Raw genomic sequence first — 22925 nt, 5'->3', positions numbered from 1 at the left:
TACAAGGTACAGAGTAAGCAATAAGCAAAGCGGGAATCGAATCGATTCCCGCTTTTTTATGTGCGCGCTATATGACATCCTCGCCGCTCTTTTGGTCATATTCCTGTCTAGCCTTCTCGACTAGCGGAAAATATTCGGCCGTCCACAGCTTTAAATGCCGCATCGTTTGGATGAGCGTCTCACCAAGCGGGGTTAACGAATAATCAACTACAGGAGGTACAGACGGCGTAACTTCGCGTCTGACCAAGCCGTCCCGCTCCAGCTGCCGCAACGTTTGGGTCAGCATTTTTTGCGATATGCCCTCAATTCGTCTCCTTACTTCTCCGTACCGCAGGCTGCCGTCCTCTAAGGCATAGAGGACTAACGCAGACCATTTGCTCGAAATGATTTCAAGCACCCTGCGGTAGCTGCATTCGGCAATTGATATATCGGCTGGCTTCTTTTCAATGTCATCGGTCATACCTATCCCCACTCCTCCTCCTTACGCACCTAAAGGTTCATAACGAACAATAAAGTGCCTACTTACTAAATATTAGTATATGCATTAATGTATGTCTACACCAACTAAAAGGAGAGATGACCATGAAAGTATATGCAATACAAAACGGTTTCGGATTGGATCATGTAAGACCATTGGAGAGGCAAATTCCGGTTCCCGGCACAGGCGAGCTGCTGATCAAAATGCGTGCCGTTTCACTCAACTCCCGTGACCTGGGAGTTATTGACGGCTTTTATAATCCCCATCTGAAGCTTCCTTTCATCCCCGTATCCGACGGGGTTGGCGAGGTGATCGGTTTAGGGGAAAACGTGACCCGTTTCAAGCTGGGTCAGCGGGTGAGCGGCATCTTTACGCAGAGCTGGATTTCCGGCGAACCTACGCAAGAAGGCTGGGTAAGCACGCTGGGCAATCCGCTGGATGGACTTCTCGCTGAATATGTCGTCTTACCCGAGCAGGGACTGGTTCACGTGCCTGATCATTTGAGCGATGAGGAAGCTGCCGCGCTTGCTTGTGCCGGAGTTACGGCATGGCATGCCGTCGTAGAGGAAGGCAAAGTCAAATCCGGCGACACGGTGCTCGTGCAAGGTACAGGCGGCGTCTCCCTATTCGCCCTCCAATTCGCTAAGCTTCACGGGGCTAACGTCATTTTAACATCGAGCAGCGACGATAAGCTTGAGCGCGCGAAAGCGCTGGGAGCCGATCAGGTCATCAATTACAAAAAGACACCGGAATGGGATAAAGTGGCGCTTGAGCTTACCCATGGCCGAGGCGCCGATCTGGTTGTCGACCTCGGCGGAGCGGCTACGCTGAACCGATCGCTCCAGGCTCTTCGGGTAGGCGGACAAATTAGTATCATTGGCATCTTGTCGGGAGCCAGCGTAGAGAACTTCGATATTATTGCCGCCATTCTCCGAAAGGCGCGGCTGCAAGCCATTAATGTGGGCAGCCGGGACATGTTCGAGTCCATGAACCGCGCCATAGCGCAAAATGCGCTGCACCCGGTCATTGACCGCGTATTCCCGTTTGAACAATCCGTTGATGCGCTGCGTTACTTATCCAAGGGGGCGCATTTCGGAAAGGTGTGCATTACGTTTTAACGCGTAAGGCATTAGCAGCAAAAAAAAAGCTGGCGGCTGTCGCCAGCTTTTTTTTCATCTGGACAAACGCATTTATGGCTTCAATAGATGATCAATCTGCGCGGCTGCTGCCGTTAAGCCCTCTTGCACGGACAGCTCCTCTTGAAAAATTTTGATCATATACGAAACATAGATGGCATCGATTCGGCTGTAGTTTTTCACTGGCGGGCGCAGGAACGTATGATCGAGCGCATCGGCAAACGGATGAATAAACGACTCGCCCTGCACCTTAATTTCCTTCGCTTCCAAATTAGTCGGAATCAAGCCCGTCTGCGACATGGCCACCTGCGACTCTGTATTGATCATCCACTTCATGAAGGTCCATGCCTGCAGCGGATGCTTGGAGCCCTTCATGCTGACAAGATGTTCTCCGCCCATGATCGATGCAGGTCCATAAGTAGTCGGAAAAGGAACCGCCCATGTCGTGTTTATGGCTCTCTCTAGCTCCTTGCCTCGAAAGACGCTGTAAAACCAAGGCCCGTCGTCCATCACCAGAATTTTGCCGGATTTCACGCCTTCCCAGTTGTCAGCGCCGCCGTTAATCAAGGTCCGGTCGATCAGATGCTCCTTGTAAAGCATAAACAGCTGCTCTACCGCTTTGACTGTCCCTTCGCCGTCTAGATAACCCGAAGCTCTCGTATACGCCTCATCCGTCATGCGCCCGCCAAGCGCATAGATGTAAGGCAGGCTTTCCCAAGACTCCAGCCCGCCCATTCCAATCTTGAAGCGATGCTCCCTCGCAAGCGCAATGACCTCCTGAAAGGTGGCAGGCGGCTCCGATAAACCGGCCTGCTTCAGCAGCGCGCGGCTAAAGATAGCAACCTTCGTGTTCATATTCACGGGCAGCGAATAATAGGCACCCGCGTAATAACCTGCCGAGCCCGTATTGCTCTGCAGCCTTTGCGTGGCCTTATCGAAATCCTCGTAATCGCTCAGAGGAAGCAAAAGCCCGCTCTGGGAAAACTCCGGCACCCATACGATATCCATCCGGACCACATCAGGCGCTTTGTTCGCGGATGACTTGGAAATAAGTGTATACTTCAGCTCCGCATTATTGCTTTGCCGAACAGGGACGACATGAATATGGGGATACGCTTCTTCAAAAGCCGGAATGAGGGTATCTTCCAAAATCCGAGTCTCCTCATCGCTGTACGTATGCCAGAATTCGATCTCATAATCATCCGGATTGCTCATCTTCTCAACCTTGCTGTCTTTCGTTAAAATGGACTGCTGTCCGCAGCCCGTGGCGATGAGAAGCAAGCCTATGATCATCAGCAGCTTTTTCACAAGTATACACTCCTCCCCCGTCAACTATTGCTGATGCTTCTCCCGGTACTCGACCGGTGTCATTTGCGTCATTTTCTTGAACAGCTTGCTAAAATATTTCACGTCGTTAAAGCCCGATTTTTCCGCAACCTCGTAAATTTTATATTCATGCTGAACCAGCATCCGTTTGGCCTCATGCAGCCTCAAATCGATCAAATAATCAATAAAATTTTGGCCCGACTGTTTTTTGAATAAATTCGATAAATAACTCTTGCTCACATGAATGGTGTCCGCTACTTCCTGCAGCGTAAGCTCTTCACGGAAATGAAGCTTAATGTACGAAATAGCTTTCGTAATTAATTGTCCGCCATGCCCCTTGTCTTGCAGGCGAAGCTGATTAGGATGCTCCATCTCCTCAAAGAAATGACGTAAAGCCGCCTCAAGCTGAACGACCGTATCGCAGCGCCAAATGTGATCCCGGTAATCCGACAGCGTTTTGGAATCTCCGTTCAAATACGCATGCGCAGAGAGCAGCTCATATGCCTCTCTCCTTACCTGCTCGGGTTTCATACTGCCCTTCGACCATTTCGAGACAAAGGAATCGATGACTTTCTTCGTGCTGTTCTCGGCTCGTATCCATTCGACCATGGCATGCATGTTCTGTTCCTCGTATACTGGCTCGCCATCATGCAAATTTGAGCGCTGATCCCACGGAAACAGCTTATCTGTGCCTTCAAAAAACCGCCTTTGCCCTGCTGCTTGGCTTCGTTTCAGTCCGGTTTCAACCCGCTCCGCTGCCTGCTCTATACTGTAGCCTATTGAAATGGAGATGGACAATTCTGCAGCGATTCTAGCTTTAAAGCGTTGAAGCTTCGTTTCTCCGCCCTCCTCATAGGGATAGATGAGCAAGAGACCGTCTCGTGATAAGATCGGTGCGCTTCCCTCCTGAAACTCCTCGTAAAATATCGCCTGCATATCCTCGTACATAATACTAATGTGCAAATCCCCGTACTGCTCCTGCCATTCGTTTAATCCGTCCGATACGATAAAGGCACATAAATACCTTTCATTTTGCCGGCCGAAAATATCATTAAAAGTAAACTCCGGCTGGCTGGCTGCGAGCAGCCGGATGATTTCCTGCTCGGAGCGTCTGCGTTCCATCATGGTCAATTGCTGATCATACTGTTTTCTCTGCAGCGCTTGCCTTCGGCTGTTCGCCAGCATTTCTTTGCATCTCGCTAACACGGCAAGGAGCTCCTCTGCTTCCAGCGACGGTTTGAGCAAATAATCGACTGCCCCGTTCTTCATGCCCTCGCGCACATATTCAAACTCATTGTAGCTGCTAATTAGAACGATCTTCATTTGCGGGTTAAGCTGAAGGGCATGGCGCGTAAGCTCCAAACCATCCATCACCGGCATTTTAATATCCGTTATCAGAATGTCAATCGGACGGGAGCGCAGCAGCTCTAAGGCTTCTGCGCCATTTGCGCAGCCTCCCGCTAAGGTGAGTCCCACCTTCTCCCAATCGATAAAGTTTTTTAGTCCATTTCGAATAATCGGCTCGTCGTCTACGATCAACACATGGTCGTTCATGTTATTCCCTCCTCAAGAAGTGAGCAGCAAGTTATAGTTGGACAGGGTTCAGGTTTGAAGACGTATGACGATATGAATCTGCGTTCCGCTCCCTCTTACGCTTGTTACAGACATGCTCGAGCCCGCTCCAAAATAAAGCCTTAAGGAATCATGGATATGCTGAAGTCCAATACCGGTTCCGGTCTTCCCCTCCTTGGCATTCAATTGCGCCAGCTTCTCGGCCGTCATTCCGAGGCCATTATCCTGCAGCAGAATATGGAGTTCACTCTGGTGCACCGTCACCTTTACCGTAATCTCACCTCCGCGATTAAGCGGTACAAAGCCATGGAAAACCGCGTTCTCCACAAGCGGCTGAAGCAGCATTCTCGGAACTTTCACCTTGTCCGTACCCGGCTGAGCCTCGATGGTTAGGACATATTTTTGCTCGTACCGCATTTCTAAGATAACGATATATTTCTGAATAATTTCCAGCTCTTCCTCGAGCGTAATCATCTGGCCGTTCTTGCCCATATTGGCTTGGAGCAGCCGAGTCAGCGCCGCTAGGCCTTGATCCGCCCGCTCCATCTCGCCTGCGCGAATAAGCCACCGCAGCGTACTGAGCGTATTATAGAGAAAATGCGGGTGAATCCGATATGTGACCGCTCGCACCTCGGCCTCCAGCTTCTCGTTCTGCTCCTGCTCCACCCGTCCCATGAGCTGTTCGATTTCATCCAGCATTTTATTAAAATGCTTGCTCATCAGCCCGATTTCATCGGAAGAGGTCAATGCCGTGCGTACAGATAAGTCCCCCTGCTGCACCCGCCTCATTTCCAGCGTTAACTGCTTAATCGGTTTGGTAACCCGATTCGCGATAAGAAAGCCAATGAGCACCGCGAGTAAAGCGAAGCAAACCGAGGTGATCAAAATACGCGTATGAAGCTTATCCAGCACACCTGTTATTTCGACCGTAGGCACCGTGCCAACCAGAAGCCATCCATTGCTCAGCAGCTGTTTTACGCCATAATAACGGATACCATTATTGGAATATTCGAATTCAACCGCATCGTTATGCACAATGAGCTCATGCAGCTTCGCATCCTCGACAACCCGGCCAATTTGCGAGAGATCCGCATCGATCATAATTTGGCCTTCCGGATTGACGACCATATAGCGGCCGGTCTCGCCAAGCTTAACCTGATTAATGGTATTAATAATCGCCTTGCCGTTTAAATTAACGACGAGCAGTCCAATCTGCTGAAGCGAATCAAAATCTTTCAGCGTCCGGCTGATCGGAAGCACGAGATCGGTATTTTCACCGCCGCCGCTGAAAGGATCCTTGCGCAGGGTTTGCCATACGAGGCCCCCATCCTGTTTTTTGGAATCGACCACCCATTTTTGCTGGTTCAAATCAATCTTGCGAAGCTTGGGCGTAGAGAACGTGCCGCTCCCCCAACCGATTCCCCCGCTCTTAATGATATAAACTATTCGGACAAACGAACTGGAATACACGACGTTGTTCAGCAGGGTGCTGAGCGATTGCGACATCTCAATTTGTGTGTTAAGCGGGCTCGTGCTGTACTGCATCGCCGCTTTCTGCACCTTCAAATCGCTGTATATCAAATCAGAGGTATCGCTTCCGGCATTAAATATAGAAGACAGCGCATCGGCGGTTTGTTTCGTAACCTGAACGGCAGATGCTCTGACATTCCGTTTCACAAGCGCAGAAGATTCCAAATAGAAAGAAAACCCCGATAAAGTGGTCGGAATTAAGATGATCAATAGAAATGCTAAAATCATTTTTGATGCGAAACGGTTGGTCCATTTTTCGAAACGAGCCATAGGCTGCCCACCTTGCTAGAAGAGATACTAATAGTTTACCTAATTTATCGTGTTTTAAATAGAATGCCCAGCAAATTCGAAAGCCGAGCAGCGCAGCCGACTCGGCTGCGCTGCATCACTTCCGTTACCTTAGTTATACTTTCAAAAGCCGATAGAGCAGCAACGCGGTTTCCGCGCGGCTTGTTGTCCGTTTTGGCGCAAAACGTCCATCGCCTATTCCATTCATAAACCCATTTTCAATGACATGCTCCACGGCTTGCTTTGCCCAAGGAGCCGTCTGCGCGGCATCCGTGAATGATTGGCTGCCGTTTCCTTGCTGCGATGCCTCTTCCTCCGAGAAGATGCGGGCAACGATTACCGCCAGCTCCTCTCGTGTGATCGCGGCTTGCGGAGCAAATGTGCCTGCTCCTTTGCCGGCCATCCAGCCCTTCTCATATACGGCGCTCACTGCTTCCGCATACCATTCCGATGCTTTCACATCTTTAAAACCAGCATCGGCGGAGGCACTCAACCCATAAGCGCGAGATAGCAAAGCTGCGAGTTCCGCTCTAGTTATCGCTGCGGAGGGTTCGAATCTGCCGTTGCCTTTTCCGCCAACGATATGCTTTGCCGTAAGCATCTTGATCGCCTGATTTGCCCAATGTGCGGCATTAACATCCTCATAGGCTTGATTCCAAACAAGCGGTGCGTAGATACTGAAATGGGATAATGCGGCATGCAGCGAGCGACCACTGCCTGCAATGGTTCCACCCATGTACATCCATTCCGATGTACCTTCATTATAGTAATAAATACCTGCGAGCTCTGCGTCCGCGCCTTGCTCGAGCTCGATATCCAGCTTAACAGGCTGCTTAAAGTGTTCCTTCAAATAGGTTGTTCCTTCCGAATGAATGACCCCGATCTCGAAGGCGAACACGCTGCCAGCCGCTTTAGCCTCAAGTCCCTTCACCTTCTGAAGCGCTTCTGTCATTTTCTGCTTCACCGAAGCAGCTGCTTCCTTCATGGAAATAGCCACATACTTAGCTTGGCCTCCCGGAACCTTCTCTTTCGCTTGTGCGAGCAACGCTGCCGGAAAGGTCAGCTTCGCTGTCCCTTTCGTTATTTCAAGCGTTCGTTTACCTAGTCCCGCAATCGCATCGGCCGGCAGCAGAATTGTATCCTCCCCGGCTTGAAGTGTAACCGCCGCTTGTTTGCCTTCGGCTGTCAGCTCCGCCTCCGTTACGATTCTCTCGTTCGTGCCGCTAGGCAGTGAGCCTCCGACTGAGGACGGAATCTCCTCCTTCGAGCCGTTACCCTCCTGATCAATAATAATCATATTCCAATAGGTCATGGACGGTATTGAAATGATGAGATCCGTACCGTTCCATGTATAACTTAATTCCTCGAACATCCCGCCGTTCCGGTCGGGAGTAGCCGAATACACTTTAAGATTCGGAGCATCCGATTGATTTAACCCCAGTCCATAGGTAACCTTGAGCGCCTTGAGCTGTTCCGGCTCGGCAGCCGCATTTCTCCAGTTCTCATCATTATTAAGCAGGTTAACCAATTGAATGGTATCGTACTGCTCAAAGCCCTTGTTCCCGCTGTTATCGCGAGCGATCGCCATAAGCGTATTCGCCGCCCCATCCTTGCTCGTCTTGATTTCTGAGCCGTTTGCTGCCGTGATGGTTATCTTCCTGCCAGCATCCTCTTTGCTGTCAAACAATAGGTTCTCGTAGGCCGTAATAAACTTGTAATATTCCTTCATCGACTCTTTCAGCGAAGCCTTCATCTTCTTACTGCGATTCGGGTAATATTCATGCGCCAGCATGTTCGGCCCTTCTTCCATGGATTCCGCCGTGCCAAGCTCAATATGCGTCGCACCCATCGCGGCAAGCGCTGCATCCATCAATCGAACAGACGGTTCATTGAAAAAACCTAAAGTCAGGCTGCGCATGATGATCGTGCCTTTATCCGTCGCTTCATGCTTAAGCGTGACGGTATGCTTACCCTCGCTCAGATAAGGAACGATAAAGTATACATCCTCGTTGAACGTATCCCGATTGGACGTTGGCGTAAAATGAATTTGAACCGGCTTGCCCTTCTCATCAAGAACGGGCTCATCGTCAATGTATAACGTCTTGGTCGCCGTAGAGCCCTCATTTGAATATGTGAAAATCAATGAGGTTTCGCCGGCTTGCTCCACCTCGATCGGGAATGCCGCTTCGTCGCCCGTGTGGCCGAAGTTAAGCAGTAAATCCTTATAAATAACGAGAGCAGGCGTCGAATCCGCTTTCTCCGCATCCAGCCTTCTGTCGCCAGCAAGCAGGTAATCCAGCTCAATTCCCTCGTCGTCTTTTTCCTCAAGCACAAGCTTGATTTTGTTCGTGCCTTCAGCCAAGTTAACCGCCGGCACAGCTAGCGTTGACCATGTATCACCGGTATAGCCAAAGTTAAGCTCCGTTTGCTTTACATCATTGATATACAAAGCTCTTACAGCGGACTGCTTTGAAACAGCTGCATTCTTATAGCTGATTTCAAGCGCCAGCTCCTTTGCTTCTTTCAGATTTAAATCAAAGGTCAGGAAGTCATTCTCATCGCCAAAGCCAGACACCGTTCCGGTTGTCGTCTTTATGCCATGGGCTGCCGGAGCATACTCGGCCGCCTCTGCTTCATACTCCACGCCTCCGGCAGCGAGACTATCCAAATTAATATATTGTCCGTCCGAGGCGACGACGAGCGCAATGGTATGCTCGCCGGCTGAGAGCGGAGCCGCGATCGCTTTGTCAGCCATGCCGCCGTCCCAGCCCCCGGGCGTAGCGCCAAATACAATATCACTCGCGACCTCTTCACCGTCGACAAGGATATCGAAGGCAGGATTATTACCCGATCTATACTTGAAGACCAGCTCCTCGGCCGCTTGCTCCATGTTTACGTTGAAAATGACGGTTTGGCCGGCTTTACCGTGATCGTCGGTTTTGCCTAATGTATAGGTTACTCCGCCTGTCTTTGCAACGACGGGCTCCCAGCCCAGTTCTGCCGCTTCCGCTTCATAGGCAACGCCGTCCAGCTCGACCCGGTCGATTGCAATGCCTTCCGGCTCCGTCTCCTGTTCCATTTTCATGAGCACCGTGTTTGCGGCCTGACTGCTCGATAAATAGGTTGGTACCGTAATAAACGACCATTCCTCGCCCGTGTTTAAGAACGTAAAAGCACCTGCTTTCTTCCCGTTTACATAAATGCTTCGAGCTGCTGCCTCGCCCGCATTGCGGTAATACACTTTCATATCATAGGACTTGCTTGCTGCGACAGCACCGAGCGTCAGCTTTAAAAAATCGCCTTTTTGCTTAAAGCTGCCCAAGTAGCCGATTTCCTCGTTGTCGGCAGCGACGGAAGCGGAGCCTGCTTTCTGAACCGAGCTGTGCTCGGCTTCCCGCTCGTCTGCTCCTACTTTCACGCGGTCCACCTGAATCGAATGATCTTGATTCATCAGCGGGAGCAGCTTGAACTCGTTCTCGCGAGACAAAAGCGATACGCTCAGCGTATACGGCTTCCATTCACCCGATGTGCCTTCAAATACGATGGGATGCACAATGCCGTGTACCTTGAGCGCGTAGGCTAAATCCTCCTCCGCACGGTACGTAATGGTGACCGGTACCTCTTGGTCGCCCGTTTGGCTATTGCTCCAGGAGAGGCTGTCTCCAGCTTGGCCGAAATCATCGAGCCACTGCGCTCCCTTGGTCACACCGTTCGTTCTTGTTTCGGTGCCTTCCGCTTCCAGCTTCATGCCGTAAGATACCGCGTGTAAATTGATATACGTAGATTCGTTATCGAGCTTAACGGTAACCGTATTCTCACCCGCATCCAAATGGACTTCGGTTTCAGCTAAGCCCCACCAGTCATTGTTAAACCAGTTATTATTCGAAAGCGCCAGCTTGTATGCCGTCTGTCCGACCGTAATGTCTGCGTGTGTGTTGTCCGTGCCGGAACGGTACCATAAGCCCAGCTTATAATCGCCTGCTGATGGAGCGTTCACCTTTACCTTCACGGACTTATCCGCAGCGCCGTTATGATTATCTGTTTTGACGGTATTGCCTGCGCCGCCTGCGGTTATGCCGCCCGAGAGTTCGACCCTCTCAGCATCGTCCATCAAGATCATATCGCTGCTCGTCATCATTCCATCCAAATTCATAAATTGCCCGCTTGAGGCAAGCGCGAGCCGAACGGTATTCGTTCCTGCGTTTACCGGAATCGAGGCCGTGCGCCATGCCCACTTGCCGTCTATGCCCCAGCCATTCGTGTCCGGGAACGTTAGAGCAGGCTGCAGCACATCGTTAACGTAAAGCTCTGCTTCAGGCGAATTGTCGCTCGCATATTGGAATACAATCGTTTGGATACCCGCTTCAGCGGCATCCACTTCGAACTCTACCGAATCCTGCGCATTATTAAGATGGGTTACATAAGCGCCGGCAGCCTTGCCCTCATGCCTTTCTATTTGTGCGGCTTTTGCCGGCTTCCAGCCAAATTCCGCCTTCTCGGCTTCGTAGCGTTCGCCGCCTGCTTGCAAATAATCAAGCTTCATTCCCGTATCCGTCTCGCCGTTAAGCTTGAGCGTGACCGTATTGTCTCCTGCTTGAAGAGGAACTTCGAAAGCGCCGCTGCTCTTGAACGAATCCCAATTTCCTGTTTTTGCAAAAGCAGCGTCTTCCCGAATGAGTGCCCCGTTAACGACTAAGTCCCTTGTAATATTCGCTGTTCCGGCACTGTAACCGAATTGTATCGGATAAATCCCGCTTTCTTTGGCCTCCACATGAAACGTGACATAATCGCCTTCGGTTTCAAAGAAATAGACATGGCCGTACTTATCCACCTTCGAGCTGATCAGCTCGGCGTATTCCGCCTCGTATTCCTTCTCGATTCCTTGCCCGGCTACGGTAAGGCTGTCTACGTTCAGCCACAAGTCATTCGTATTTAACTGAAGCATGATTTTGTTCTCGCCTGCCTGAAGATCAGCCTGCACCGTCTTCTCTGCGATCGGATTGCCCCAGCCCGTCTTCTCGTCGAAATTTACCGGCGTTTCCACGGTTTGTCCGTTAACGGTCAATCTGCCGATCGGGCTTCCAGAGCCGTTATCATGTCCGTATTTCAAGGTCAAATCATAGCTTCCCGCCGTTTCGGCGTTGATTGTCCAAATGATTTGGTCCTCGTCTTTTTTGCCGAAATCACCTACCCACCCTGCCGATTTATTCAGGCGGGATAGGAATTCTACCGTCTTAGCTACATTCGGAATATCGGCAGCCGCAACCGTATCGCCCACCGCCTGCTTGTAGTTCATATAGCCTGCGATGACCATCGCCTTGCCGCCGTTTGCTGCCCTCGTATCCTCGATGACCTTCTTGATATCGCGGTAATTGTCTTTATCCGTCCAAAGCTCGCTGTAATCAAAGTCCGTCTTCGTATCCGGATCCGGAACCTCGGAATACCCCGCGTTGCCGCCGACCATGTTGAACGCAACATGGTTTTTCTTCGCGTTGTTTACCGTTAAAGAGTCCTTAACGGCATTAACGAGCTCGTCATAGCTTCTAGAGTAAAAGCGTTCGTTTCCTTCATAATCGTACAGGAAATCATTGTCCGCAGCGCCCCATTGGTCCAAGTGGATGCCGTCAAATCCAAATTCATTGACGGAGCGGTTGTACTCTTCGGTAATATAGGACTGCCACTCCGGGTTGCCCGGGTCCTGCAAATACAAGGATGAAGGAACCCAGTCGAAATAAAAGCCGTTCTGGTATTTTAGCGGATCTGGATTCGGGAATACTGCATTTTTATTGAATAATCCCCATTCCCGTTTCACGCCGAAATCCTCGTAATTTTCCCGGGCCGCATAGTTCATCTGGTAAGCCATCGCGGCCGAGCCGTATTTTTGAGCGGCTTCTACCTGCTGCTTGACCGCTATCGGGTACAGATGCCGGCCGAGCAGATCCGCGTAGGAGGTGCTTGCATCATAAGGAGCAGAAATAAAATTGCCGTCCGCATCCTTTAGCGGTTTTCCGTTTGCATCCGTTTGAGAGTATACGGACACGTCATGCCGCCACATCCAGTCATAAAACTGATAGCCGTTCAAATAATAATCCTGAGACAGCTGCTTGATCTTCGCTTCGCTCTCCTCGGCGGTCTCGCTTGGAAAGTCTGATGTATAGCCATAGCGCGGAAAATGCGTCCAATCGCTTGATACATCGACAGCCGCCGTTTTGAAATCGTTTGAACGGCCATCCATATAAGCCTTCACCACATATCCGCGGAAATCAGTTTGGGGCGGCTGCCACGATACGGTAAGGTCAGAGCCCGCGCCCTGCAGCACCGTAATGTCGCGGGTAACCTTTCCTGCTAACTGATTAACGAGATAAAATTCAAGAACAAGCTTGCCGCCAAAATTTGCCGTCTCGTTGAAGGAGAGCGTAAATTCCGCTTTTTCGCCCGGCGAATATCTCGCTTTGCCAATCGTCATTTTCTGAATCGGTTCGGCAGGAATGGCCGCCTGCTGGTTGGATACCTCAGCATGAACGACGTACGGTGTGCCAGCAGCAGACAGCGAAGGCCCAAGCAGGATCAAACAAGAAAAGGACATCATAAAAAACTTTCGCGTCAATGAACGTTTAAATTTCGGCATTCCAAATCTCCTTTTTAATGGGTTTTAAAATGTAGACGCAATCCCTAAATTCTTGGTGCCGGAATCTAAGCTGTAAGTATGCCAACCAATAGGCAAGCGCTTTCAGGCTTGCATAAAAACCAAAGCGAACGAAAATGTCCTTTCGTATCGCTCTGGTTTGTCTGCCTATCTCTTGCTGTTCTATTTGTAATCGATCATGAGAAGATCCCAGTACTTCAGGCTTGGAAGCTTAAGCGTGATCTTGCCGTCCTTCTGCTCAAAGCTCAGCTTAACGGGCGAGCCGTTATAGTAGTCCGGCGAAGCGAACATTATGCTGGCTGCCTCGCGGTCCGTTTGAATAGAAATCTCTACATCCTCGCGCTCTGCCGGCGTCGCCTGCTCACCTTTGCTGTCGTTCCAATTCATTGTCTTCGCATCCGAGAAATTAATGAAATGAACGATGTCGCTTCCGTTCTTGTGCTTCGCAAAGGACCAGATCTTGCCTTGCTCTGGATCTGCGCTAACGGATGTTGCTCCCGTGCCGGAGACGACGGCTTCCGTTTCTTCAAGTCCATCCCGCAAAATGTTTTGGTACGCGACAAGGAAGTCGTAATAGCGGGTAAGCTGTTCCTCGAGCTCTGCTGGAATCGCAAGATTTTTATTCGGAAAATACTCTTTGGCAAGCATGTTCTCGCCTAGCTCTAAGTGAGAGCCGCCCGAGGCAAAAATAACGGCATCCGTAAGCAGAACGCCCGGCGTATTAAACTCTCCGCTCGCGTTAGCCAAATCATAGTTCATATAAGCTGCAAGCACCGTATTTAACTTGTTTTTGCTATATTTGCTGTTCTGGTCGATGATATCCTTCAGGTTTCCATACTTCGGATGCCCGTCCCATACTTCTGTATAAAGGAACTCGAGCGGAGCCTGAGGCGCCATAAAGGCCTGCCCATACTGTCCAACCGCGTTCATCACATAGTCGACATCCAGCTTCTCCTTAGCTGCTTTCAGGAAGGACACGTAACCTTGCGCCAGCTTCGCGCTTTCTCCCTTGGCATTCCACAACGAGCCGCGATCGCCCAATTGGTCGACATGCCAGCCATCAAACGGAAGCTGCTTAAATACGTCGATTTCTTTATTAATCAAATAGTTCTGCCACTCCGTATTGTTTGGGTCATACAACATAATGTCGCTGGCCCAGCTGTCTGGCAGCGGATGTTTATCCTGATTCGTTTGCGCGGGGTCCTTGTACAGCGCCCACTCTTTCTTCACGCCGTCCGCTTCCGCGCCCTCATAGGCGCCGAACAGCAAGTTATAGTTCATCGCCATCATGTTCTTGCTGTGCGCGAGGTCGATATAACCTTTAATCGTATCGTAAGAGACCTCGCGGTTTGCAATATCCGGCCACACTGAAGCCGGTTTGTTTCCATCCATTTTTAGCGGATCATGATGCTTATATTGCCAATCATAAAATTGGATGCCGTTAATGTGGAAGCGATTCAGCCGTTCAATGACGGCCGCTAATTCTTCCTCGCCCATCTTGTGGAAATCGGCTAAATAACCGTATCGCGGGAACTTGCTCCAGTCGGCGGATACATCGACCGCTATGTTCTGATGATCCTTAATCTCTCCCTTAGCCGTTAAGAATACTTCAGCCATATAACCCTTGCCGTCTTCCTGCGGAGGCGTCCAGCTCCAAGCGATTTGTTCGCCCTCGGCCTTTAGCTCCTGCTCGCTGACTATCTCACCGAGATGACGATACTGGACGATGACCTTCGCTTTCGGCTCCGCCGTGCTCAAATCGAGCTTAAAGCTAACTTTCTCGCCGGGACGATAAGCCGCTTTGTCGGTGGACAGTCCGCTCATAATGCCTTGGCTGACCACCGATTCTGCCGCAATCTCCCTCTCTTTGCTGCAGCCTGCTGCCAAAATAAGCAGGCAGCTCATCGCTGCAAGCGCAGTCGACTTTACTTTTTGGTGTATCACGACATCTTTCCTTCCCAAGTCGTCTAGTTATCCTTTTACTCCGCCCTCGTTAAAGCCGCCCTGTACGAATCTCTTCTGGAAAACAATATAGAGCAGCACGGTCGGTATAAGCGCGATAATGGATGCTGCAAATACCCAAGAATAGTTTGTTGCATACTTGTCGTTAAACATAAGCAGCGCGACCGGCAGCGTGCGCAGCGCCTCGTCTTTAATAATAACGAGCGCCGTAAAATACTCTTCCCATGTCCCTTGGAAGGATAGAACCGCAAGCGTCGCGATAGCCGGCATTGATTGCGGCAGGTAAATATTCCAGAAAATGCGCCAATTGCCGCCGCCGTCGATCAGCACGGACTCCTCGTATTCCTTCGGAATGCTCTGGAAGAAGCCGCGTAGAAAAAACGTGCTTCCGACGACGCCGCCGCCGATATAAATCAACCATAGGCCCCAGTACGTGTTAACCAGACCGAATGATTTGATGATCAGGAACTGCGGAATAATGTTGATCACGCCGGGAATCATCATCGTAAGCAGAAACATTCGGAACAGAAATTCCTTGCCCGGGAACGTGAACCTGGCAAAGCCGTATGCGGTCAAGCAGCCGAGAAACAGGCTTCCCGCCATCGATACGAGCGTAACGAGCGAGCTGTTTAGAAAGTACCTCGCAAAGTTGTTTTTGCCCCATACGAGCTGATAGTTGTAAAGATTGGGTACCACTGAAAATACTTCCTTAGGCCTTGGCAGTGAATACGCTCCCTTGATAAAGCTGGTCATTATCATATATACGAAGGGGAATAGGAAAGCCAATGCTCCAAGCACGATAATGCTGTAGACCAGAAGCTGAAGATGCCATTTCGTTTTCATTGCGTCCCCCTCCTACAAAAACCGCTGGTTGCCGAATTTTTTCATCTGGGAATACGTCAGCAGAAACACTGCAATTCCCATCATGACAGCGACCGCGGATGCATAACCAAAGTTAAAGTTCTTAAATGCCTGCAAATACATAAGGCTCGGAAGCGTTTGCGTCTGATCCATCGGACCGCCGCGTGTAATGAAGTAAACCTGCGGGAAAAAGTTAAATGCGCCGTTTACCAGGTTAATAATGACGAATGCGGTTACCGGTCCCAGCATCGGTACCGTGATGCTCCAAAACTGTCTCGTGCCGTTCGCGCCGTCGATAGATGCCGCTTCGTAATATTCCTTCGAAATGCCCTGCAGCGCTGCCAAATAAATCACGACGCCCCAGCCTACTGTTTTCCAAATATGAAATAACCAAATGACGATCATAGCTGACCAATAATTCGAGAGAAAGTTGATCGGTTCATGGAATAGGCCAAGCTGCTTATAGAAAATAAAATTGATTAGGCCGTATTCGCCTCCGGCAAACAAGAAGCGGAACAGAAACGCTACAACGATCCAAGAGGTGATGATCGGCAGGTAATACACCGTTCGGAACACGATCTTGTGCTTCACGAAGTGCAAATTGATCAGTACGGCAAAGATGATCGCGAGGAACCAGTTGATCGGCACGGTTACCGCGACGTTCAAAAATGTATTGCGAATGGCCATCAGTACCTTATTATTTGGATCGGTAAAAGCCGTAACGTAGTTCTCGAATCCGACAAAAGGATTTTCCGCATTCGGCATGATACTGTAATCCTGGAAGCTGATGATGATGTTTTTAATCATCGGGTAAATGACGAATACAGCCGTACCCACAACGCCGAGGAAGATAAAAGGCAGCACCTTGATCCACTGCTGCATGCCCTTTTTTAACTGCAAACCCGCCCGAGGCTTCTGCCTGGGTTCCGGTTGTCCCGCCACTGGTATAGACATGTTCATGCTCCTTCCCAATCTTTCATTTGGGAGGCCTCCTTCCAATAAAGATAAAAGGAAGAAGGCCTCGGTATAATGTTTACTTCGTTAAAATGGCTTCAATGTTTTTGGCTGCTTCGTCAAGCGCCGCTTTGGGCTCAAGTTCTCCGCGAATCGCTTTCTCAAAAGCAAGGTTAACGATGCCTTCCATTTCGCCGTATTGCGGAATCGGTGTACGCGGCAATGCCGTTTCAAGCTGTTTCACGTACTCGGCAACGAATGGCTGCGCAAGGAATGCAGGGTCGTTTGCTGCATTTTTGTTCGTAGGGATAAGACCAAGCTTGCTCATAATCTTCTGCGGCTCGTCGCCAAGCATCCATTTCGCGAATGTCCAGGCTTCTTGCGGGTGCTTTGAATTTGTAAAGATAACAAGATCCTCGCCGCCTACAACGGAACGGCTGCCGCCCGCGCCTGCCGGAATCAAGCCGCGAACCGTTTGCTCGAGCGGCTTGAATGCGGATTCTGCTTCGTTCATAAGAATGCTGTAGAACCAAGGCCCGTCATCAATCATCATGTACTCATTGTTTTTCATGCCGTCCCAAGCGCCTGGCTCGCCGCCGAGAATCGTAGGCGTTACAATTCCTTCTTTGTTCCATTGCACGATGGTTTCAAGTGCCTTTACGCTCTCCGGGCTGTTCAGATAGCCTTCTACCTTTGTATAATCCTCGTTCGTTAAAGACCCGCCAAGGCTCCAGAAGTATGGAGATGCTGCCCATACGTTTGCTCCGCCGATGCTAATGCCGCCTGGCTTGCCTTTTGCGACGGCTAGCTTCGCAGCAGCTACAAGCTCATCCATTGTCGCTGGAGCTTCTTTTACTCCGATTTCATCCAATACCGCTTTGTTGTAAATCGCGATTTTTGTATTCGTGTTAACCGGTACGCCATAGTAGCCGCCGTTATAGGCATTCGTTTCCATCGGCGCTTCGAACATATTGGCTTTCAATTCATCAAAGCCATCGTTCTTGCTGATATCTTGAAGCGCTCCCATTTTTGCGAATTCAGGAACCCAGATAATGTCCATACGCATGAGATCAGGTGCTGCATCGCCCGCTACCCCGGCAATAACCTGCTCTTTCAAGCCCTCATAAGGCATTCTCGTCAGCTTCAGCTCGATACCCGGATTTTCTTTCTCAAAGAGAGGCTTAATCTCTTCCGTGAGCACCTTCTCCTCTTGGTCGCTGTAGGTATGCCAGTACTCGATCGACACTTTCTTGCCGTCAGCCGCCGGAGCGTTACCGCTTTCATTTGCCGGAGCATTAACTCCGTTATTTGCAGGTGCGTTATTGCCGCCTGAGCAAGCCGTAATCGTAAAAGCCATCACAGCTGCTAGAACCCCATAAGAAATTGATTTGTACCATTTCATGTCTTTGACCCTCCTTTTATTTGTGCTGCTCCTTCATTATGCGGATAACGGGTTCGCCAAGAAACCGTTTTCATTGCGATGATGGTGTCGTATTTTACTCCTTTTTTATTGTTAAACGATTGGAACGAAAAAAAAGGTGTCTTATTTTTCTGTAAATCCAGAAAAATAAGACACCTTTTTGCACGGTTAAGCAAGCATAAACACTCTCGCTTCATAATAGATAATCCGGTTTACTCATGATTTCCGCAAATCGCCTATGCCGTCATTTTACTTTCTAATCGCCTCGAGAGGCGCTACCCTCCCTAATGATATTTGGGCTCCTTGAACGGGAGCTGCCCATTTCACGCTGTTCGCAATGACGCGCAGGACATCTTGATGATGGTAGATCGGGAATGTCTCATGTCCGGGACGGAAATAAAACAGCTTTCCTTTCCCTCTTCGATAGCAGCAGCCGCTTCGAAACACTTCCCCGCCCTCGAACCACGAGATGAACACCAGCTCATCGGGAGCCGGAATATCAAAGCGCTCGCCATACATTTCTTCCATTGGAATTTCAATATAATCATTTAGGCCGTCAGCAATCGGATGGCCGTGCTCAATGACCCAAATCCGCTCTTTCTCACCGTCGTCTCGCCATTTGAGATCGCCCGTTTTCGTTCCGAGCAGACGCTCGAATATTTTGGAGCCATGGCCGGAGTGCAGAACGATAAGCCCCATGCCTTCCATGACGCGTGCGCGTACCTTCTCGACAATATCATCCCGCACCTCCGCGTGAGCCAGATGTCCCCACCAGATAAGGACATCCGTATTGCTCAGCACATCGTCAGTTAATCCGTGCTCAGGCTCATCAAGGACAGCAGTCTTCACCTCAAAGCCGTCCACTGTCTTCAAGTATCCGCCTATGGCGTTATGGATACCCTCGGGATAAATGCTTGCAACCCGTTCGTTTTGCTTTTCATGCCGATATTCGTTCCAAACCGTCACTTTTATATGATCAGCCATTTTTAGAAGCCTCCTGTTCGATCCTAATCCAGCGTTCTTCCACAGAGGATTGTATAATTGCATCCAGCGTTACTTGATTACGGTAACCATCCTCGATGGTGGCATCGAGTCCATCTCCCCTGCCGTTCAACATATCAAAAAAAGACTGCATTTGATTCGCTGCGAACGCGTCTGGAATTTCAATTTTTTGGAATTTTTGATCCTCGCCAAGCTTAACGTGAAGGCTGTCCTCTTCTTCAAGGTTGTAGACGAGAGCTCCCCGCGTACCGAAAATCTCGACCTGTTGATAATTTCCGCGGCCAAAAGCAAACCGGGATATGCTCATGGAGGAGGAGGCGCCATCCTCGAAGCGTGCCAGCACATGACAGAAATCATCTACATCCACAAGCCCTTTCCCCTCGCCGCTCAGCAGGCTGCGCTCCTTCACAATCGTTCCCGCATCGGCGAAGACCCGGACCGTTTCTCCTACGAGGAAGCGTTTGAGATCCAAAATATGAGAGCCCAAATCACCGAGCGCACCCGATCCGGACAGTTCCTTACGGAAACGCCAAAAGAGCGGAATCTCCTCATTAATGCTCCAGCTTTGTAAATACTGGCTGTATACATGATTGATTTTGCCGAGTGCTCCTTGCTCAATCAAATGCTTGGCATACCGAACCGCAGACTTGTAGCGATACGTGAAACAAACCATATGAGGGATGGGATCACCCGCTAATTTTTCCCGCAATATACTCGCTTCATTAGCATGAAGGGCAATTGGTTTCTCCAGCGCAAACGGCTTGCGATACGTAATGGCATCAAACGCGATTTGAAAATGATTGCTGTTTGGCGTGCCGATTGTAACGGCGTCCAGCTCCGGATCCTTTAACATTTCCAAATGATCCTCATAACGCCGTTCAGGAGAAATATTCAGTTCCTCTCCTTTGGCCAAAAGCGCTGCTGGATTACAGTCGCAAATCGCCCATAGTTCTGCACTCTCGCTTGCCAATATTCCCTCAATATGAAAGTTCGCGATACCGCCTAGCCCAATAACGCCGATTTTCAGCTTCTTCATACGCATCATCCCATCCCTAAAGTCGCTTCAATTACAAACCTAGTATAGTTTGTGTTAGAATGAACGGGAATGTCGGATCAAGACTCTTTTTGTACAAAAGCGACTTTTTAAGCTGCGGAAGGAGAGATTGGAATTGCTGGCCATTAACGTGGATATGGTGCCTCGCCTTAAAATTTTGGGGTTCATTGCTTACAAAAGCCCGTGGATTCATTTTAAGCGCAATATTAACGAATACGTGCTCTATTTTGTCCGGAGCGGAGAGCTTCATCTTAAAGAAGAAGATCGGCATTATGTGCTGCGCAAAGGTGATATGCTTATCCTTGAGCCCAATATGACCCATGAAGGCACCGCAAAGCATTTATGCGATTATTACTATATTCATTTCGAGCATCCGGATATCCAATCCGTCCACATGGAGAATATTCTTTCTCTTGCCCACTATTTTATCGTAGAGCATGAGCAGTCGCCGTTCATCGAGCATACGCCGTCCGTTCCAACGATTAACCCTTTCGCATGCTATTTTCCCAAGCATCATACGATTGCGGACAAAACAAGATTTAACCTCGTCCTGCATGCCTTGCATGAAATGCAGCAGCTCTACAAGCGCAGGCATTATAATCGCAGCCTGCCCGCTTTAAGATTTATACAGCTCCTCATCGAGCTGTCACGCGAGCATTTTATGGATGAGCTGAAGCGTAATGACCGCCTCCACTCGAAATCATTTGTTAAGGTGAATGCACTTCTTGATTATATTCATCAAAACTACCAGCAGAAAATAACCGGGCATGACATCGAGCTCGCGTTTGAGGGCAATTACGATTATTTGAATCGTGCCTTCAGGCTGGTGACCGGCCAATCCATAAGCAGGTACATCAATACGGTACGCGTGAACCAAGCGAAGGAGCTGATCGAGACAACACCGCTGAGCATAGGCGAAATCGGCTATTTAATCGGTATCAACGATCCCTATCATTTCAGCAAAGTATTCAAAAAATATGTCGGTATCTCCCCTACGCAATATTACAAAAGAGTAAGGGGAAATGAGCAATAAGCCTCCGGACGGAAGTCGTTCGGAGGCCTTTTTATAGGTCAATATCCATTCTCGGTATCTATCATTAGGAGGCATTCATCATCAATTGACACTAGCAGATTTTAATAGAGATAGGGACATTAACCAGTACGTATGCTCTATCTCGCACGTATACTTACATTACAAAGCTATTAATAAAAAATGAGAGGAATGGAGGTGCAAGGACTCTTAAGGCTCATAGCCTGCCAACAGCTTTAAGCCTACTTGAGAAAAGGAGTGCTGTGCATAACGAATAAGTGAGCTTCATCCTTAAGGAGAGGTTAAACCATGCAAGATCTAATGATCATAATGACCGTCTGCGCATTTCTATTCACGCTCAGCTTCATCTTTTGGCGACCGCATGTCAATGAGGCGATACCCGCAACGGTTGGCGCTGCCATCGTTCTCCTCAGCGGCAGTGTCTCGCTGCAGGATCTCGGCCAAATTACGGAAACGATAAGCGGCGCCGCCGTCACCATTATCGCCACCATCGTCATGGCCATCGTGCTCGAAAGCTTCGGATTCTTCTATTGGGCAGCCGAGTTGATTACCAAAAAAGCCCGAGGGTCCGGTATCCGCCTGTTTTGGCTGACGAACCTATTCTGTTTTCTAATGACACTCTTTGTCAACAATGACGGAAGCATCTTAATTACGACACCCATCCTATTATTATTGCTGAAAAATATGGGCCTCAAAAATGCTCAAAAAATCCCTTATCTATTATCCGGCGCATTAATTGCCACGGCATCCAGCGCGCCTATCGGCGTGAGTAATATCGTCAATCTCATCGCTTTAAAAATCGTTCATATGGACCTCTACATGCATACCGCAATGATGTTCGTGCCAGCTTCGCTTGGGCTCCTTCTCCTATCCTTCCTACTATTTATGACCTTCTATCGCATACTCCCAAAAAAACTTCCACCAATTGCCAGGTGGAGCCTTATTCCAGGAAGCCATCCGCTCCAGCAGTCCGTGCCGCAGGAAAACCGCAACCGTTTCATGGTCAATATTCTTATTTTCGTATTCTTCGTCCGTATCAGCCTGTTTGCCGCTTCCTATATCCACTTTTCCGTTCCTGCCACGGCTGTCATCGGATCTGCCCTTCTGCTCGGCTGGCGTTGGATCTACTTGAAAATTCCACCCACCGATATGCTCAAAAAAACACCTTGGTATATTTTAATATTTGCCTTTTGCATGTATGTGATCATTTACGGCCTGAACAACATCGGCTTAACGGATTGGCTGATTCATCTCATGCAGCCTCTTGTCTCCGGCAGCCTGCTGCATGCCAGCGTCTTAATGGGCGGATTACTCAGCGTGCTGTCCAATCTATTCAACAATCATCCCGCTCTTATGGTCGGAACACTGACTCTAATGAGCATGGGTCTCGATCCTTTAACTTTGAAAATTGCTTATTTAGCTAGTGTCATTGGCAGCGATATTGGCTCGCTCCTACTGCCAATCGGTACGCTCGCCACCCTGATGTGGATGCATATCGTGCGGAAAGCAGGCGTCGAGATCACCTGGGGCCAATATATAAAGGTAACGGCATTCGTCATTCCCCTTACGCTCATTTTCACATTAGTCGTATTGTCCTTTTGGGTAAGTTGGATATTTTAAATAAAAAATAGAGACCTTCCAAATG

Annotated in this window: 14 protein-coding genes; 3 read left to right on the top strand and 11 right to left on the bottom strand. The window is 49.5% G+C overall.

Translation table 11 applies throughout. From position 1 onward, the window contains the following. Positions 1 to 67: 67 nt before the first annotated feature. Positions 68 to 460, bottom strand: a complete 393-nt coding sequence (locus RCO25_RS07570; protein ID WP_308995530.1) for a winged helix-turn-helix transcriptional regulator — start codon at positions 458 to 460, stop codon at positions 68 to 70. Between the two features lie 122 nt (positions 461 to 582). On the opposite strand from RCO25_RS07570, the gene RCO25_RS07565 reads away from it, so the two are divergent. Beyond that, on the top strand, positions 583 to 1596 hold the full coding sequence (locus RCO25_RS07565) for a zinc-dependent alcohol dehydrogenase family protein (RefSeq protein WP_308995529.1): 1014 nt from the start codon (positions 583 to 585) through the stop codon (positions 1594 to 1596). A gap of 72 nt (positions 1597 to 1668) precedes the next feature. Here the strand turns inward: RCO25_RS07565 and RCO25_RS07560 are convergent, their stop codons facing one another. From RCO25_RS07560 to RCO25_RS07515, 10 genes are all read right to left on the bottom strand, one after another. Continuing rightward, positions 1669 to 2922 (bottom strand): extracellular solute-binding protein, encoded by a 1254-nt coding sequence (locus RCO25_RS07560; protein ID WP_308995528.1) that lies wholly within the window; start codon positions 2920 to 2922, stop codon positions 1669 to 1671. A 24-nt stretch (positions 2923 to 2946) separates the two neighbouring features. Continuing rightward, positions 2947 to 4494, bottom strand: a complete 1548-nt coding sequence (locus RCO25_RS07555) for a response regulator transcription factor (protein WP_308995527.1) — start codon at positions 4492 to 4494, stop codon at positions 2947 to 2949. A 48-nt stretch (positions 4495 to 4542) separates the two neighbouring features. Next, the gene (locus tag RCO25_RS07550) at positions 4543 to 6312 is read right to left on the bottom strand and encodes a cache domain-containing sensor histidine kinase (RefSeq protein WP_308995526.1); all 1770 of its coding nucleotides are present in this window, start codon (positions 6310 to 6312) and stop codon (positions 4543 to 4545) included. Between the two features lie 133 nt (positions 6313 to 6445). Then, positions 6446 to 12958 (bottom strand): glycoside hydrolase family 66 protein, encoded by a 6513-nt coding sequence (locus tag RCO25_RS07545; RefSeq protein WP_308995525.1) that lies wholly within the window; start codon positions 12956 to 12958, stop codon positions 6446 to 6448. 180 nt (positions 12959 to 13138) lie between these two features. Further along, a complete protein-coding gene (locus RCO25_RS07540) occupies positions 13139 to 14920 on the bottom strand; it encodes a glycoside hydrolase family 66 protein (RefSeq protein WP_308995524.1) in 1782 nt (593 codons plus the stop codon). A 27-nt stretch (positions 14921 to 14947) separates the two neighbouring features. Continuing rightward, positions 14948 to 15781: a carbohydrate ABC transporter permease gene (locus RCO25_RS07535; protein WP_308995523.1), complete on the bottom strand. Its 834-nt coding sequence runs from the start codon at positions 15779 to 15781 to the stop codon at positions 14948 to 14950. 12 nt (positions 15782 to 15793) lie between these two features. Next, a complete protein-coding gene (locus tag RCO25_RS07530) occupies positions 15794 to 16753 on the bottom strand; it encodes a carbohydrate ABC transporter permease (RefSeq protein WP_308995522.1) in 960 nt (319 codons plus the stop codon). Between the two features lie 79 nt (positions 16754 to 16832). Further along, on the bottom strand, positions 16833 to 18155 hold the full coding sequence (locus RCO25_RS07525) for an extracellular solute-binding protein (RefSeq protein ID WP_308995521.1): 1323 nt from the start codon (positions 18153 to 18155) through the stop codon (positions 16833 to 16835). A 267-nt stretch (positions 18156 to 18422) separates the two neighbouring features. Next, positions 18423 to 19157 (bottom strand): ThuA domain-containing protein, encoded by a 735-nt coding sequence (locus tag RCO25_RS07520; protein WP_308995520.1) that lies wholly within the window; start codon positions 19155 to 19157, stop codon positions 18423 to 18425. Then, positions 19150 to 20211, bottom strand: coding sequence for a Gfo/Idh/MocA family protein (locus RCO25_RS07515; protein ID WP_308995519.1), 1062 nt, complete (start codon positions 20209 to 20211; stop codon positions 19150 to 19152). The genes RCO25_RS07520 and RCO25_RS07515 overlap by 8 nt, the downstream gene beginning before the upstream one ends. A 133-nt stretch (positions 20212 to 20344) precedes the next feature. On the opposite strand from RCO25_RS07515, the gene RCO25_RS07510 reads away from it, so the two are divergent. After that, complete coding sequence (locus RCO25_RS07510; RefSeq protein ID WP_308995518.1) at positions 20345 to 21262, top strand: helix-turn-helix domain-containing protein; 918 nt, start codon at positions 20345 to 20347, stop codon at positions 21260 to 21262. Positions 21263 to 21568: 306 nt separating this feature from the next. After that, positions 21569 to 22900, top strand: coding sequence for an ArsB/NhaD family transporter (locus RCO25_RS07505; RefSeq protein ID WP_308995517.1), 1332 nt, complete (start codon positions 21569 to 21571; stop codon positions 22898 to 22900). Positions 22901 to 22925 lie beyond the last annotated feature (25 nt).

This window comes from Paenibacillus sp. LHD-38 (assembly GCF_031157315.1).
Classification (GTDB): Bacteria; Bacillota; Bacilli; order Paenibacillales; family Paenibacillaceae; genus Pristimantibacillus.
This window is presented reverse-complemented; position numbering and strand designations above follow the sequence as displayed.

Excerpts from the sequence above, each read along its gene's own strand:
- RCO25_RS07570 (WP_308995530.1), bottom strand. The coding sequence starts at position 460 with ATGACCGATGACATTGAAAAGAAGCCAGCCGATATATCAATTGCCGAA.
- RCO25_RS07565 (WP_308995529.1), top strand. The coding sequence starts at position 583 with ATGAAAGTATATGCAATACAAAACGGTTTCGGATTGGATCATGTAAGA.
- RCO25_RS07555 (WP_308995527.1), bottom strand. The coding sequence starts at position 4,494 with ATGAACGACCATGTGTTGATCGTAGACGACGAGCCGATTATTCGAAAT.
- RCO25_RS07550 (WP_308995526.1), bottom strand. The coding sequence starts at position 6,312 with ATGGCTCGTTTCGAAAAATGGACCAACCGTTTCGCATCAAAAATGATT.
- RCO25_RS07545 (WP_308995525.1), bottom strand. The coding sequence starts at position 12,958 with ATGCCGAAATTTAAACGTTCATTGACGCGAAAGTTTTTTATGATGTCC.
- RCO25_RS07535 (WP_308995523.1), bottom strand. The coding sequence starts at position 15,781 with ATGAAAACGAAATGGCATCTTCAGCTTCTGGTCTACAGCATTATCGTG.
- RCO25_RS07530 (WP_308995522.1), bottom strand. The coding sequence starts at position 16,753 with ATGTCTATACCAGTGGCGGGACAACCGGAACCCAGGCAGAAGCCTCGG.
- RCO25_RS07525 (WP_308995521.1), bottom strand. The coding sequence starts at position 18,155 with ATGAAATGGTACAAATCAATTTCTTATGGGGTTCTAGCAGCTGTGATG.
- RCO25_RS07520 (WP_308995520.1), bottom strand. The coding sequence starts at position 19,157 with ATGGCTGATCATATAAAAGTGACGGTTTGGAACGAATATCGGCATGAA.
- RCO25_RS07515 (WP_308995519.1), bottom strand. The coding sequence starts at position 20,211 with ATGAAGAAGCTGAAAATCGGCGTTATTGGGCTAGGCGGTATCGCGAAC.
- RCO25_RS07505 (WP_308995517.1), top strand. The coding sequence starts at position 21,569 with ATGCAAGATCTAATGATCATAATGACCGTCTGCGCATTTCTATTCACG.